The sequence below is a fragment of the Salinimicrobium sp. CAU 1759 genome (genome assembly GCF_054482715.1).
In genome coordinates this window covers 233,528-247,942 of sequence record NZ_JBTLRK010000003.1, presented here as the reverse complement: position 1 = coordinate 247,942, position 14,415 = coordinate 233,528, and the positions used below count along the sequence as shown (strand labels likewise).

The 14,415-nt window shown below is 40.8% G+C and carries 13 protein-coding genes; 4 read left to right on the top strand and 9 right to left on the bottom strand.

Annotated features, from left to right (window positions below):
* Nucleotides 1–36: 36 nt before the first annotated feature.
* From ACXYMT_RS14360 to ACXYMT_RS14335, 6 genes are all read right to left on the bottom strand, one after another.
* Nucleotides 37–2,262, bottom strand: a complete 2,226-nt coding sequence (locus ACXYMT_RS14360; protein WP_459059790.1) for a hybrid sensor histidine kinase/response regulator — start codon at nucleotides 2,260–2,262, stop codon at nucleotides 37–39.
* A gap of 31 nt (nucleotides 2,263–2,293) precedes the next feature.
* Complete coding sequence (gene gap / locus ACXYMT_RS14355; protein ID WP_459059789.1) at nucleotides 2,294–3,328, bottom strand: type I glyceraldehyde-3-phosphate dehydrogenase; 1,035 nt, start codon at nucleotides 3,326–3,328, stop codon at nucleotides 2,294–2,296.
* On the bottom strand, nucleotides 3,328–4,197 hold the full coding sequence (gene lipA / locus ACXYMT_RS14350; protein ID WP_459059788.1) for a lipoyl synthase: 870 nt from the start codon (nucleotides 4,195–4,197) through the stop codon (nucleotides 3,328–3,330). Before lipA ends, gap begins: the two co-directional genes overlap by 1 nt.
* A 117-nt stretch (nucleotides 4,198–4,314) precedes the next feature.
* On the bottom strand, nucleotides 4,315–4,887 hold the full coding sequence (locus ACXYMT_RS14345) for an RNA polymerase sigma factor (RefSeq protein WP_459059787.1): 573 nt from the start codon (nucleotides 4,885–4,887) through the stop codon (nucleotides 4,315–4,317).
* On the bottom strand, nucleotides 4,878–5,978 hold the full coding sequence (locus ACXYMT_RS14340; RefSeq protein ID WP_459059786.1) for a glycosyltransferase: 1,101 nt from the start codon (nucleotides 5,976–5,978) through the stop codon (nucleotides 4,878–4,880). Before ACXYMT_RS14340 ends, ACXYMT_RS14345 begins: the two co-directional genes overlap by 10 nt.
* A gap of 13 nt (nucleotides 5,979–5,991) precedes the next feature.
* Nucleotides 5,992–6,198, bottom strand: coding sequence for a membrane or secreted protein (locus ACXYMT_RS14335; protein ID WP_324720585.1), 207 nt, complete (start codon nucleotides 6,196–6,198; stop codon nucleotides 5,992–5,994).
* A 166-nt stretch (nucleotides 6,199–6,364) separates the two neighbouring features.
* On the opposite strand from ACXYMT_RS14335, the gene ACXYMT_RS14330 reads away from it, so the two are divergent.
* Together ACXYMT_RS14330 and ACXYMT_RS14325 are read left to right on the top strand one after the other, a co-directional pair.
* Complete coding sequence (locus ACXYMT_RS14330) at nucleotides 6,365–6,802, top strand: fasciclin domain-containing protein (RefSeq protein WP_459059785.1); 438 nt, start codon at nucleotides 6,365–6,367, stop codon at nucleotides 6,800–6,802.
* A gap of 75 nt (nucleotides 6,803–6,877) precedes the next feature.
* Nucleotides 6,878–7,498 (top strand): fasciclin domain-containing protein, encoded by a 621-nt coding sequence (locus tag ACXYMT_RS14325; protein ID WP_459059784.1) that lies wholly within the window; start codon nucleotides 6,878–6,880, stop codon nucleotides 7,496–7,498.
* Nucleotides 7,499–7,563: 65 nt separating this feature from the next.
* Here the strand turns inward: ACXYMT_RS14325 and murB are convergent, their stop codons facing one another.
* Both murB and ACXYMT_RS14315 read right to left on the bottom strand, forming a co-directional pair.
* Nucleotides 7,564–8,577: a UDP-N-acetylmuramate dehydrogenase gene (murB, locus tag ACXYMT_RS14320; RefSeq protein ID WP_459059783.1), complete on the bottom strand. Its 1,014-nt coding sequence runs from the start codon at nucleotides 8,575–8,577 to the stop codon at nucleotides 7,564–7,566.
* Nucleotides 8,577–9,767: a pyridoxal phosphate-dependent aminotransferase gene (locus tag ACXYMT_RS14315; protein WP_459059782.1), complete on the bottom strand. Its 1,191-nt coding sequence runs from the start codon at nucleotides 9,765–9,767 to the stop codon at nucleotides 8,577–8,579. The genes murB and ACXYMT_RS14315 overlap by 1 nt, the downstream gene beginning before the upstream one ends.
* Before the next feature lie 87 nt (nucleotides 9,768–9,854).
* On the opposite strand from ACXYMT_RS14315, the gene ACXYMT_RS14310 reads away from it, so the two are divergent.
* The gene (locus ACXYMT_RS14310; RefSeq protein WP_459059781.1) at nucleotides 9,855–11,177 is read left to right on the top strand and encodes a pepsin/retropepsin-like aspartic protease family protein; all 1,323 of its coding nucleotides are present in this window, start codon (nucleotides 9,855–9,857) and stop codon (nucleotides 11,175–11,177) included.
* A 49-nt stretch (nucleotides 11,178–11,226) separates the two neighbouring features.
* On the opposite strand, the gene ACXYMT_RS14305 is transcribed toward ACXYMT_RS14310, so the two are convergent.
* On the bottom strand, nucleotides 11,227–11,607 hold the full coding sequence (locus tag ACXYMT_RS14305; RefSeq protein ID WP_459059780.1) for a DUF1573 domain-containing protein: 381 nt from the start codon (nucleotides 11,605–11,607) through the stop codon (nucleotides 11,227–11,229).
* A gap of 141 nt (nucleotides 11,608–11,748) precedes the next feature.
* Here ACXYMT_RS14305 and ACXYMT_RS14300 point away from each other — a divergent pair, with 141 nt between their 5' ends.
* On the top strand, nucleotides 11,749–14,379 hold the full coding sequence (locus ACXYMT_RS14300) for a valine--tRNA ligase (RefSeq protein WP_459059779.1): 2,631 nt from the start codon (nucleotides 11,749–11,751) through the stop codon (nucleotides 14,377–14,379).
* The last annotated feature ends 36 nt before the right edge of the window (nucleotides 14,380–14,415 follow it).

The following is a 14,415-nucleotide window of genomic DNA, read 5'->3' as shown; positions in this document are numbered from 1 at the left end:
ACCTGAGCTAACATTTTATCAAACCTTGTGCCAAATTTAAACTGTAGCTTTTTCCTGGCTCAAATATTTGTTGATCTTCTGAAAAAATTCCTCTGTTTTATAAGGTTTTGGAATGATATCATTAAAGCCGTTGAGGTAAAATTCATCTAAGCTTTCTTCCAAAGTAACAGCGGTAAGTGCGATAATCGGGATTGATTCATTGAACTTTCGAATCTCCTTGGTAGCCTCAATACCGCTAATTCCCGGCATATGAATGTCCATTAAGATAAGATCAAAATGATTGTTCTCTACTTTTGAAATAGCAATAGTACCATTGTCGGCCACGTCACAGATCACTTTATTCTTTTCGAGGATCTTTCTTGTGATCATTTGGTTGATCTTGTTATCCTCAACAATAAGGATCTTCTTATTGTGCATGATATCGTTGGACAGTGGCTCCGGGATCTCATTTCCGGTTACACTTTGTGGGGTTGCCGGTTCAAGAGCTTCAAAATTCAATTCGAAGTAGAATAGGGAGCCTTCACCAAGTTCGCTCTCAAGATGTATCTCACTGTCCATAAGATTAAGGAGATTCTTGACGATCGATAGCCCAAGCCCGGTACCACCAAATTTTCTGTTGATTTGTAAGGAACCTTGGGTGAAGTTTTCAAAAATTGCTTTTTGTTTTTCTTTACTAATTCCCTCGCCGGTATCCTGAATTTCGAATCTCAGTAAAACCTTGCAATCATTTTGGTTTATGCTCTTGACCCTAACCCAGATATCTCCATTTTCGGTAAATTTAATCGAGTTCCCAACCAGATTGATAAGAATCTGGGAGATCTTGAGAGGGTCACCTTTTAGCTTTTTAGGGATGTTCGGGTCAAACTCCAGGTGCAGCTTCGTCTTTTTATCTTCTGCTGAATTTTTTAAAGCAACAAGAACATCTGTTATCCTTTTCTTGAGATTAAAAGAACTTTCCAGCATTTCAACTTTTTTTGCTTCAAGTTTATTCAGGTCAAGGATGTTGTTGATAAGGGAAAGCAGGTATTCTCCGGAAAACTTCAGAGAATTGAGATGTTCTTTTTGATTTTCAGTTGGGCTTTCCTCCAGCAGGAGGTGAGTAAGACCAGTAACTGCGTATAATGGAGTCCTAAGTTCGTGGGTAATTGTAGACAGGAACTGCGCCTTTGCAAGGGAAGCTTTTTCGGCATTTTCCTTTGCGGTCACCAGTTCGGAATTCTTTTTTTGAAGCAGGTCATTTGCCCTGGCTCTTAGGTTGTTGTTCTTGTACAGCGACAAAGTAAGCAGGGAAAGAATGGTGATCAAAGCCACACTTAAGATAGTTGTCAACTTATTCACTTTTAGAGTTCTTTCAGCCTCTTCTTTGGTGCGGGTCAATTCATTCATAGTGCTCTTCATGGGATCTACTCCATAGGGGGCAGAGGCATCTACAGCCAGGGCCTCCTGGTTTAGATTATAAATTGAATCCCGAATTTTATTATTTTGACGAAGAAGTGCTAAAGCCTGAGCATGATTACCCATTTCTTCCTGTAGCTGACTTTGAACAAGCATTGTATGCTGGATCATTCCGCCGAACTGGTTTCTCTGGGCATATTCCATACTAATCTCAGCTTCTTCCACCGCCTTTTCAAACTGCCCGGTGGCCTGGTAAGCGCGTGCTTTATAGAAATGCACTCTCCCCCGCTCATATTCGTTGCTACTGGTCTGCAGCTTTTCTTCTGCTAAATTCAACAAAGTTAGAGCAGCATGAGGCCGTTTTGCTGTGTTAAGGTACAAGATTCCTCTATTGAGATCTACTACCCCAAGGTTTTCCCTGTCACCTAATTTCTTATAAAGCGTTTCAGAAAGGTCGAAGTATTCCGTTGCACGGTCGAAGACCTGTTTTGCCGTAAAGATCTTTCCGAAGTTAAGATAACTGTAGGCCAGGCCTTCTTCATCATTGATCTCCCGTTGAATGGAAATTGCACGTTGAAGTTCTGTTGCGGCCTTGTCATTTTCATGACGCACATAGTGGAGTTGCGCAAGAAGACTACTGGAAAGTGCTATTAATCTGGGATGATTAATAGTTCTCGACAGCTCAAGGGCAGTGTTTAACTCCCGCAGAGCCTGGTCAAATTGAACGCTGTTGATGGATTCTTCTGCGTCTTCCAACAGCTGTTCAATAGTGGCATTTAATTCGTCTACTTCCTGTAGGTTATTTTCCTGGGCGAAGGAAAAGGAATAGAATAAAATTGCCACCATTAAAAGAGTAAAATTCTTCATTTGGGACGTGGATAACAGTGGCTAAATATAATTATTTAATTGAAACATGGGAAATTAAATCGATAAGCCGGCTCGAATATGCAATTTCATTGTCGTACCATCCTATAATTTTAACAAGAGTTCCACCCACAACCGAGGTCATTTGTGCATCAAAAATGCAGGAGTGTGTATTCCCATTAATGTCTATAGAAACAATGGGGTCTTCTGTATATTCGAGGATATGTTTTAGTGATCCTTGAGCGGCATGTTTAAAGGCTGTATTTATAGCCTCAATGCTTGTCTCTTTTTCAACGTGAAGGGTCATATCTGTCAGGCTACCATTAGCAACCGGAACTCTAATGCCGCAGCCACCTATAACTTCAGATAAATTGGGAAAAATACTTGTCAGGGCTTTTGCGGCACCTGTCGTTGTAGGGACGATAGATTGCCCGGCAGCCCGTGCTCTACGTAGATCCTTGTGAGGTTGATCATGAAGGCTTTGATCTGTAGTGTAAGAATGTACTGTGGTAATATATGCCTGTTTCACACCGGCAAGCTCATTTATGATCTTGAGCATAGGCGCAGCATTATTTGTTGTACATGATGCATTGGAAATTATGTCCTCTGTTCCAGCGAGGATATATTCATTGACTCCTAGAACCACCATTTTAATAGAATCGTCCTGGGGAGGAACGCTTAAAATGACTTTTTTGATACCTCTTTGTAAATGTGGCTGCAAAAGTTCCCGGGTCTTAAATTTTCCGGTGCTTTCCACCACAATGTCGACCCGGTGTTCACTCCAGTTTATATCCCGGGGATTCGACTTATTGAGGATTGGAACTTCAATGCCATCTACTACTATCGAATTTTCTGTAGATGAAACATCTTTTTTCAGGACTCCGTGAATACTGTCGTACTTAAGAAGATGGGCCAGGGTAGGAGCAGATGCAATATCATTGACAACCACTACCTCAAGGTTTCTCTGATCCAGAAGGAGCCTGAACAAGTTTCGGCCTATGCGGCCGAATCCATTGATCCCTATTCGGATCTTTTTACCTGTCTCTGCTGAAGGTTTTACGCCCTCCATTAAGTCAAATGTTTTTGTGCTTTGTATGAAGATCTAACTAAAGCGCCACTTTCAACATGCCTTAAGCCCAGTTCCAGTCCGATGTTCTCATATTTTTTGAACTGCTCGGGTGTTATAAATTCATGAACAGGAAGGTGTTGCTTGGTTGGCTGAAGGTATTGGCCTATAGTGACTATGTCAAGATCCACCTCTCTTAGATCCTTTAGTGTTTGTATTACTTCTTCCTCTTTTTCTCCCAGACCTAACATGATCCCAGACTTGGTCCTTTTGATCCCCTGTTGCTTCAGGTATTTTAGAACCTGTAAACTGCGTTCATATTTCGCCTGTATACGTACTTCACGTGTCAATCGTTTAACAGTTTCCATGTTGTGAGAAACGATCTCTGGATTTACTGCGATGATGCGATCGATGTTTCTTTCTACTCCCTGGAAGTCGGGGATAAGAGTTTCGAGGGTGGTTTCAGGATTCATGCGGCGAATTGCAGTAACAGTCTCGGCCCACATGATCGATCCCATATCCTTCAAATCATCCCTGTCAACGCTGGTAATTACAGCATGTTTGATCTTCATTAGTTTGATTGAACGGGCTACTTTTTCTGGTTCGTCCCAGTCCAGGGTTTCAGGTCTTCCGGTTTTTACACCGCAAAATCCGCAGGAACGGGTGCAAATATTACCCAGGATCATAAAAGTAGCAGTTCCTTCTCCCCAACATTCTCCCATGTTAGGACAACTTCCCGAGGTGCAAATGGTGTGCAGGTTGTATTTCTCAACAACACCGCGCAGCTCGGTGTATTTCTTTCCGGTAGGCAATTTTACCCTTAGCCACTTAGGTTTGGGGGTTCTTTGTGTAGGGATTTGCTGTGTTTCCATAAGGATGCAAAGATACAATATCAAAGAGAATCAACAATTATTTACAAAGAAGGTTGATCTTATTGAGCAATAACAAAAAGCTTTAATTGTAAGAATAGCCGGAATGAAAATAATGTCCTAATTGCCGGTTCTTTTCTCAATAACTTCGGCGAGCAGTTTTTTAGCTCTTAGCAACTTGACTTTGACGTTATTCATTGGTTCCTGAAGGTGAGCAGAGATCTCCTTATAGCTCATTTCCTGAAAATATCTCAAAGTAATTACTTCCTGGTACGGAGGTTTTAACTTTTTGATATCCCTTAGAAGTTGCGCCAAATTTTGTTCGGTGATCAATGTATCCTCAATGGTGGGGGCATCGTCGGGAATCCTGTGCACCCTATCATCTTCTTCATCTGTAGTCCTGGAGCGAATTGATGCTTTCTTCTTCCTTACCAGGTCTACGTGGATATTTTTGGAGATGGTAATGATCCAGGTCTTAAAAGTGTATTGGGGGTCAAAAGTGTCAATTTTATCAAAAGCTCTGGAAAAGGCCTGAATGGTGATATCCTCGGCATCAGATTCATTCTGGGTACGCTTGAGTTGAAAGCTGTAGACGTCGTTCCAAAATCTGTCCAGCAAATAATTAAAAGCAGCCTGCTTCCCTTTTTTTGCTTTTTCGATTTGTTGCTGAAGTAGTTCTGGTTCTATTTCCAATGAGTAGGTTTTGAAACGATGTTAGCTATAAATATAGCTAATTGGGCCCATATTAGAAACAGCTCCAGGAAAGGGAAAACCCAAAATAGATCGGTCTCACCGAATTTTTTACCCGAATTGTAGATCACAGTTCCCTGAACTATCCACCTTAAAGCAAGGAATATTAAAGACACCTGCCAAAAGGAAGTGAAAAGCAGAGTAAAGAACAAGATCCAGAATAACAGTTGAGAGGTGTAGAATAATCCTAAAATGAACTGGTGTTCTTTCTTGTAATGAGAAGCAATGGAGACGTGCCTTCTTTTTTGGGTGAACCAGGATTTAAAATTAGTCTTTGGTACACTCCTGGTTATGGCTGTAGGTGTATAGCAGAGGGCTGTATTGAGCTTATTTGCTGCCTTATTAACAAAGAGATCATCATCCCCGGCTTTCACATGTAGATGAGTCGCAAAACCATTTTGTGCAAAAAATTCTTCAGAGGTATAGGCGAGATTTCTGCCTACACCCATATAAGGCTTACCCCAACTGGCATAGGAGAAATACTGTATGGCAGTAAAAAGTGTCTCAAACCTGATTAATTTATTCAGTACGGAGCGGGTATTTATCAAATATCCCCCATAGCCCAGCACTATACTTTTTTGATCCTCAAAATGAGCGCTCATCTCCTGTAGCCATTGGCTAGTCTCGGGACGGCAATCTGCATCGGTAAATAGGAGATAAGGTTTTTTGGCCTTTTTAATACCTAAGGTAAGTGCGTATTTTTTATTCGCCCAAAAAGCTTCATTGTTCTGAACATCCACGATCTTCACCCGGTTATCCCGACTTTGGAAATCCTCAAGCACCTCAAGAGTTTCATCTGTAGAAGCATCATTTATCACCACCACTTCAAAGTCGGGATGATCCTGTGATAATATTACCGGAAGAAAATTTTTAAGATTATCGGCTTCGTTTTTGGCGCAGATAATAACCGAAACCGGTAAATTTTTATAAGCAGGTGGATTTTGAACAGTAGCCAGGGCAAACTTGAAAAAGCCAAGATAATAGCACAGGTTAATTAGGCCAATGATCACAAAGGCGACAAGGATGGTTAGCATGCTGTGAGAGGAATTATTTTACCGTATGAGGTTGATCACAGTCTTTAACTTCATCGGGCAATTTGCCGCAATAACTACAGGCTTCACCCTCTTTATTTAAAAAAGGACTTTGACTTGCGCAGGTTCCACTGAATTTCCCATCTTTTTTACCCCATATTTTTATGGCGATGCCCGCAACAGCCAATCCCAGTAATACTATAGTGATCAATATAAGTTCCATAACCGAAATTTTGTGCAAAAATAATGAATAATAGGCACTATAAGAAGTGAATGAAAAATTTAATTAAGTCTTCATTTACACTATTTTAACTAAAATTTATAGCGCTTTAATATGTAGTAGGGTCTGAACGTAATAACTTACTTATAGATCTTAAATATTATGAGTTATGAGTCACATGTTTTTAAGAATTATGATTGTTTGCCTTTTTATAGGGATTACTTCCTGCAAGGATAAGGAACGGGAACAGGATACCGAAGTAGACATCATTCCTGCTGAAGAAAAGAAAGATGAATTGAACGATCAGGATCGGCCAATGGCTAGAAGTTATCTCCTGGCAAGAATGCGTGAGAATGATGAACTGAGTGCTTTTACAGAAGAGTTGAGTCAATCTGGTATTGAAGAAGAGTTTGAAGGTGAAGAAGGGTTGTATACTATTTTTGCTCCCTCGAATGCCGCATACGACAAGATTCCTGCAAGAGAAATAAATGCTAAAGATAGTACTGAAATTAGTAACAGAATGCGGTATTACATGGTTGAGGGGGAAATGACCGTAGATTATCTTCGTGAAAGATCTACTGTACAGTCTTGTTTTCATTTTAACTAAGGATTATAACTTATTTCTGGGCTAAAAGTCATGTTTTTAATATTTTAAGGTGGAAATCTATAAAAGAGAAAAGCAATGAAAATTCAATATCTAGTTTTGTGCAGTGCGTTTCTAATATTCAGCCTTAACTCTTGTAAGGACAATGAGAGGGAAGTAGATAGAGATGCTGAAAGTCTTGAAATGCAGGAAGAGAATTTCGACGAAAGTGTAGAAAATCTACGGGAAAGAAATTCCACTGTAGATGCAATTGAAGGTAATCCTGAATTGAGCACTTTTGCTACCGGTCTAAATGTTTGGAATATTGAAGATACTCTCGACATGGTAACAGAACCCTACATGGTCTTTGCTCCCAGTAACAGAGCTTATAGCCGGGTTTACAGGCAGCAGGGTTATGACATCCTCGAGACAACACCGGAATCTGTTATCCCGTACCACATGGTCAAAGCAAATTACACTCATGACGAGCTTAAGCAGGAAATAAGAAATGCGAATGGCTCACTGGTACTTCCCACTTTTGAAGGTGAAGAAATTACATTTAAAATGGATGGAGATAAAGTGGTATTGGTAGATGCTAATGGGGTGACTGCAAACATTATGGAGACTTTTGATATTGAGAACGGAACAGCGTACATAATTGATACAGTTTTGCTTCCCGCAGGTCTGGTTGAACCTGTAACTCTAAGTACTGAAGAATAAAAAATGGAAATTGAAAAAATGCCGGTCAAAAAAGTCACTTTTGACCGGCATTTTTTCTGAGATATCTAAAATATATTTACCTCGGGCTGTATTTCTATCCCGAACATCTCCTCAACCTTCTTCTGAATTTTTTTTGAAAGAGCGAGGATCTCCTTTCCGGTGGCACTTCCGTAATTCACCAGGACGAGAGCTTGTTTTGTATGCACCCCTGCATCACCTTCTCTGTAGCCTTTTAATCCGGCTCGTTCGATGAGCCAGCCTGCTGGTACCTTCACCAGATTTTCATCAATTGCATAAAAAGGAATTTCAGGAAATTGTGCTTGTAATTCCTTCAGTTTTTCAATGGAAACAACCGGATTTTTAAAGAAACTTCCGCTGTTCCCCAGCTCTTTCGGATTTGGTAATTTTGATTCTCTGATGTTTATTACTGCTTCAGAAATGTCACCTATAGTTGGATTGTTAACACCTTTTTCTTCAAGATATTGATCAATAGATCCATAGGAAGTATTCAGTTTATGATTTCTCTTCCTAAGCCTGAAATTCACACTTGTTATAATGTATCTTCCTTTGGCTTCATTTTTAAAGATCGAATCTCTGTAACCGAATTTGCAATCTTCCCGAGAAAAGGTCATTAGTTCTAATGTTTGAAGATCCATGGCTGTACAGCTTTCAAAGCTGTCTTTTATCTCCACTCCATAAGCCCCGATATTTTGAATAGGAGCGGTGCCAACATTCCCGGGAATAAGCGAAAGATTTTCAAGGCCGCCCATATTCTTGCTAATACAATAGCGGACAAATTCATGCCAGTTCTCCCCGGCCATAGCCTGTACTACTGCTTCATCCTCTGTCTCCTCAACAATTTCCCGTCCTTTCAAATTTATGTGAACAACAGTCTTCTCAACATCCTTCGTCAGGAGCATATTGCTTCCGCCTCCAAGAATGAAGAGCTCTGATGCATACATGTTCGTCAGGGTCTCCCTAAGTTCTTCCACAGACGTGACTTCCACAAAATTGCGGGCTTTCACATCTATACCAAAAGTGTTGTATGGTTTAAGGGAAATGTTGGAAAGGAAATTCATTAGCCTTTATACTGCTTTAAGGCTGCTCTCAAGATCTCAATAGCTCTTATTAGATTTTCCTTCTTTAGAACATAAGCTATTCTTACCTGGTTTAATCCTGTATTAGGTGTAGAATAGAATCCTGCAGCAGGAGCTACCATTACTGTCTCGTTGTCGAGTTCAAAACTTTCAAGGAGCCACTTTGCAAAATCTTCGGCATCTGCAACCGGTAATTCGGCTATACAATAGAAAGCTCCCTTTGGAACGGCAACTCGTACTCCTTCGATCTGTTCAAGACCTTGTACTAAAGTATTTCTACGGGAAGTATATTCCTCAATAACTTCATCAAAATATTCCTGTTCTGTTTCCAAAGCAGCTTCGCTTGCGATCTGGGCAAAAGTTGGCGGACTTAATCGTGCCTGGGCAAATTTCATGGCTGTTGCCATGAAATCCTTATTCTTGGAGGCAACACAACCAATTCTTGCTCCACACATGCTATAGCGCTTAGATACGGAATCTATCATAATAGCATTCTGCTCCAGACCGCTTACACTCATGATCGAATGGTGCTTTGCGCCTTCATAGGCAAATTCCCGGTAAACCTCGTCGGCAACTATGAATAGATCGTGTTTCTTAACAATAGCTGCCAGTTGATCTATCTCTTCTTTCGTGTAGAGATAACCAGTAGGATTCCCGGGATTGCAAATTAAAATAGCTTTAGTCTTTGGGGTGATGAGCTTTTCAAATTCCGAAATAGGAGGGAGCGCGAAACTATCCTCAATCTTAGATTCTACAGGCACAACTTTCACACCCGATGCAGTAGCAAAACCATTGTAATTTGCATAGAAAGGCTCCGGTATTATTACTTCGTCCCCTGCATCGCAAATGCTGCCCATAGTAAAGAGTAGGGCTTCAGATCCACCAGTTGTGATGATTAGCTCGTTTGCGTCAATTCTAATATTGTGCTTGCTGTAATAGGCCGCAAGTTTTGTGCGGTAACTTTCGAATCCTGCAGAATGACTATAGGAGAGAACCTCAATATTATTGTCTTTTACTGCAGCAAGGGCTTTGGCCGGCGTCTTAATATCCGGCTGGCCAATGTTGAGTTGATAGATTGTGCGTCCTTTTTTTATTGCAGCTTCGGCGTAAGGAACCAGTTTTCTTATAGGAGATTCGGGCATTGCCTGCCCTTTGTTTGAAATGCGTGGCATACTTAAAATTTTGGCTTACAAAGTTGCAAAAATTAAAATTCAGAAAGATAATTTTCGTAAATTTTATCATATCCTAATTCTTACATTATGCTTAGAACAGGACTGCTAATATTATTTGGATTTGGATTGATCATGAGCAGTTCTGCGCAGGAGAAATTTTTGATCAGGAACAACAAGAAAAGTGACAAGATCAAGTTCGAAATGGTCAACAACCTCATAATCGTTCCTGTGGAGCTTAATGGCACCAAATTATCTTTTTTAATAGATACAGGAGTGAAAACTTCTGTGCTTCTCACCCTTAACGAGGAGGACACCCTTTTACTAAATAACGCAGAAAAGATCTTTCTTAGGGGAATTGGTGGTGAGGAGTTAATAGAAGCTTACAGGTCTGTGGATAACGAATTTACCCTGGGAACAACTACTCACCCAGGCCTTACCCTCTATGTGATCTATGATGAAGACATTAATTTTTCCCCGCGATTGGGAGTTCCCGTACATGGGATAATTGGATACGATCTCTTCAAAGATTTTATTGTGGAAATAAATTATTCCCGAAAATTTTTCCGACTCCATGACTCTCACCGGTTTGATAAGAGATTAAAGAGGTACAGTCGGCTTCCTTTACAATTTAATCAGGATAAACCTTACATAGAAGTAGATGTAGAGATCGAGGGCAAGGAGTCTCGGGCGACACTGCTTCTGGACAATGGTCTTAGTGATGCCCTATGGCTCTTCCCCGATGAAAAGCAGATTCAGGTTCCTGAAAAAACATATTCAGATTATCTTGGAATGGGACTTTTAGGAGATGTAAGTGGACAGCGGGGTTTGATAAGATCCTTAAAAATTGGGGAGGAAGTCCTTGAAAATGTTCCCGCATCCTTTCCCGATAGTCTTTCTGTGCAGGATCTAAAGACTTATCGTGCCCGGAATGGCAGTATAGGTGCAGAGATCATGAGGCGCTTCCATTTGATCTTTGACTATAAAAATCAAAATCTTTACCTGAAGGATAATAAAAACAGGAAACAAGCCTTTACCTTTGATATGAGTGGGATTATCCTGGAGCATAGTGGCTTCAATTTAATTGAGTCTTATGAGGAGGTAGTCTCTTCAATCCTTTCGAAGAATGAGAACAAGAATGAGATCATAATGGAGCCGTCTTTCTTTAAAAAATTTGAATTGAAACCCGCTTTTAAAATAGCGAGGTTAAGAGAGGATTCTCCTGCAAAAAATGTGGGGCTTAAAATAGGAGATGAGGTTATAGAGATCAACCGCCGTAAGGCGTGGAAAATGGAGCTTGACGATTTCACTAAACTTTTTACTTCCGGGGAAGGAGATTTGATCACAATGGAAATCCTGCGAAACGGAAGAAAGTTGATATATGAATTCAACCTTCAGAATCCTTTCCAATAAAAAACCCCTCCGGCCAGAGGGGTTTAAAAAATGTTATTTTTTATACCGTTTAAATTTCTTCCTCAAGAACCTTACCTTTTATCTTTATAGATTTTGCAGGCTCTTCGGCATTGGAGTAAACAGTGATCGTTTTCCTGATAGGGCCCACCCTTTGAGTGTCATATTTCACCTTGATCTCTCCGGTTTCACCTGGAGCAATAGGATCTTTCGGTTTTTCAGGAATGGTACATCCACAGCTAGAGGTGACATCGGTGATCACCAGAGGAATATTTCCGGTATTGGTAAATTCAAATACCCTAATGCCGTCACTTCCTTTTTTTATTTCGCCGTAATCTATTACTTCAGATTTGAATTCAATTTTTGCTGATTCCTGCGCCTGTACCGCAAAACCAACAAGAACGAACATGGCGATTGCAATTAGTTTTTTCATAGTTTTTCATTTAATCAGAATTGTAAATATACTAATTATCTGCTTTTTGCAGCAAATAAAAAAGCAAACGACTGCTTCTCCTTTTTTAATCCTGAAGTTATAATTACTTTTGCCAAGATATTCCAAAAACCGCACCAAAGAATGGCTGTAGCATCAAATTACATAGCAAAGGAAGTTGAAAAAAAGTGGTATGACTACTGGATGAAGAATGGGTATTTTCATTCTGAAGTTGATGAAAGAGAGCCTTATACTATTGTAATTCCGCCGCCAAACGTTACCGGGGTGCTGCACATGGGGCATATGCTGAATAATACCATTCAGGATGTATTAATTCGTCGTGCGAGATTGCAAGGTTATAACGCCTGCTGGGTTCCGGGAACAGACCACGCTTCTATTGCTACGGAAGCAAAAGTAGTGGCAAAGCTAAGAGCTGAAGGAATTGATAAAAATGATCTTTCAAGGGAAGAATTTCTTAAACACGCATGGGACTGGACTCATAAACATGGAGGAATTATCCTCGAGCAGTTAAAGAAATTAGGAGCGTCCTGTGACTGGGAGCGTACCAAGTTCACTATGGATGATGATATGTCTGCTTCGGTCATAAAAGTGTTTGTTGATCTTTATCGCAAAGGTCATATCTACCGCGGTTACCGAATGGTAAATTGGGATCCACAGGCAAAGACTACACTTTCAGATGAAGAGGTGATATACCAGGAAAGACAGGGACACCTATATTATCTTCAGTACAAAATAGAGGGTTCAAATGATCATCTTACAATAGCAACGACACGTCCCGAGACCATTTTGGGAGACACCGCAATATGTATCAATCCAAATGACGAACGCTTTTCCCATTTAAAAGGGAAAAAAGCCATTGTGCCTTTGTGCGAACGCCCAGTTCCCATTATTGAGGATGAATATGTGGACATGGAGTTCGGTACAGGTTGTCTCAAGGTAACGCCGGCTCATGACGAGAACGATAAGGTGCTCGGTGATAAACATGATCTTGAGGTGATCGACATTTTTCATGATGACGCTACCCTTAATTCCTACGGAATGAATTATGAGGGCTTGGATCGTTTTGAAGCCCGGAAGCAGATCATTGAAGAACTTAAAGAAAAAGGAATCCTGGTAAAGACCGAGGATCATATCAACAAAGTTGGAACAAGTGAGCGTACGGGTGCTGTCATTGAGCCGAAATTGAGTGACCAATGGTTTCTTAAAATGAAGGAGTTGGCACAACCCGCCCTTGATGCTGTGCTGGAAAAAGAGGTCAACCTGGTGCCTGAAAAGTTCATCAACACCTACCGTCACTGGATGGAAAATGTTCGCGATTGGAACATTAGCCGACAATTGATCTGGGGCCAGCAGATTCCCGCTTTCTATTACGGAGACGGAAAAGAAGATTTTGTTGTTGCCGAAACTCCCGAAGAAGCTTTAGAACTTGCCAGGGAGCAGTCCGGTAAGTCTGATCTTACAGCCGGCGACCTTACTCAGGATAAAGATGCTCTTGATACCTGGTTCTCTTCCTGGTTATGGCCTATAAGCGTGTTCAACGGAATTCTGGAGCCCGATAATAAGGAAGTTAATTACTACTACCCAACTAATGATCTTGTAACAGCTCCCGAGATACTATTCTTTTGGGTAGCCCGTATGATCATTGCAGGATACGAATACAGGGATCAAAAGCCGTTTAATAATGTTTACTTAACCGGGATCGTTCGGGATAAACAGCGCCGTAAAATGTCAAAATCCCTGGGTAATTCTCCAGACCCGCTGGGGCTTATAGAAGCTTATGGAGCCGACGGAGTGAGAGTGGGAATGTTACTTAGCTCCCCGGCAGGTAATGATCTTATGTTCGATGAAGATCTTTGCAAACAAGGGGGCGCTTTTGTAAACAAAATATGGAACTCCTTTAAGCTGGTGAATTCCTGGGAAGTTTCAGAAGAAGCTTCTCAACCTGAATCTGCTGCTATTGCGGTTGAATGGTACAAGGCCAAGTTTCAAAAAAGCCTGCAGGAGATTGAAGATAACTACAAGAAATACCGAATTAGTGATGCTTTAATGGCAACCTATAAACTGGTATGGGATGATTACTGTTCCTGGTTTCTGGAAATGGTAAAGCCGGCTTACGGTCAACCCATGGATAGAACCACTTTTGACGCGGTAAATGAGATCCTGGAGAATAATTTGAAGATCCTGCATCCTTTTGTCCCTTTCGTATCTGAAGAAATTTGGCAGGCTATGAAGGAGCGGTCTAAAGAGGAAGCTCTTATTGTTGCTTCCTGGCCAAAAAGCAGAAATTTTGACGCCTCTCTTATTGATGACTTCACAGTTGCTTCCGAAGTGATTTCGGGTATAAGAAGTATTAGAAAGGAAAAGAACATATCCTATAAAGATCAGATCGAATTACTGGTACTCAATAATGAGAAAGTTTCGACTAATTTCGACCCTGTAATTGAGAAGTTGGGGAATATTTCTACGCTGGCTTACACAAATGAGCAGGTAATGGGAGCGCTTTCATTTAGAGTAAAATCCAATGATTATTTTATTCCTGTGGCAGGCGCAGTAGACGTTGAGGCGGAAAAAGCCAAACTTGAGGAAGAACTGAAATATACCCGCGGCTTCCTTCAATCTGTAGAGAAGAAACTGTCAAATGAAAGGTTTGTAAGTGGAGCACCTGCTAAAGTTGTGGAGATAGAGAAACAGAAAAGGGCTGATGCTGAGGCAAAGATCGAAGCTATTCAGGCAAGTCTTAAGGCTCTATCATAGAAATTTCGGGAGCCCGGTTGCGGTTGTAATTGCTAA

What these genes read in the sequence shown, in the direction of transcription:
- ACXYMT_RS14360 (WP_459059790.1), bottom strand. Translation starts at nt 2,262, where the DNA reads ATGAAGAATTTTACTCTTTTAATGGTGGCAATTTTATTCTATTCCTTT.
- gap (WP_459059789.1), bottom strand. Translation starts at nt 3,328, where the DNA reads ATGGAGGGCGTAAAACCTTCAGCAGAGACAGGTAAAAAGATCCGAATA.
- lipA (WP_459059788.1), bottom strand. Translation starts at nt 4,197, where the DNA reads ATGGAAACACAGCAAATCCCTACACAAAGAACCCCCAAACCTAAGTGG.
- ACXYMT_RS14340 (WP_459059786.1), bottom strand. Translation starts at nt 5,978, where the DNA reads ATGCTAACCATCCTTGTCGCCTTTGTGATCATTGGCCTAATTAACCTG.
- ACXYMT_RS14335 (WP_324720585.1), bottom strand. Translation starts at nt 6,198, where the DNA reads ATGGAACTTATATTGATCACTATAGTATTACTGGGATTGGCTGTTGCG.
- ACXYMT_RS14330 (WP_459059785.1), top strand. Translation starts at nt 6,365, where the DNA reads ATGAGTCACATGTTTTTAAGAATTATGATTGTTTGCCTTTTTATAGGG.
- ACXYMT_RS14325 (WP_459059784.1), top strand. Translation starts at nt 6,878, where the DNA reads ATGAAAATTCAATATCTAGTTTTGTGCAGTGCGTTTCTAATATTCAGC.
- murB (WP_459059783.1), bottom strand. Translation starts at nt 8,577, where the DNA reads ATGAATTTCCTTTCCAACATTTCCCTTAAACCATACAACACTTTTGGT.
- ACXYMT_RS14315 (WP_459059782.1), bottom strand. Translation starts at nt 9,767, where the DNA reads ATGCCACGCATTTCAAACAAAGGGCAGGCAATGCCCGAATCTCCTATA.
- ACXYMT_RS14310 (WP_459059781.1), top strand. Translation starts at nt 9,855, where the DNA reads ATGCTTAGAACAGGACTGCTAATATTATTTGGATTTGGATTGATCATG.
- ACXYMT_RS14305 (WP_459059780.1), bottom strand. Translation starts at nt 11,607, where the DNA reads ATGAAAAAACTAATTGCAATCGCCATGTTCGTTCTTGTTGGTTTTGCG.
- ACXYMT_RS14300 (WP_459059779.1), top strand. Translation starts at nt 11,749, where the DNA reads ATGGCTGTAGCATCAAATTACATAGCAAAGGAAGTTGAAAAAAAGTGG.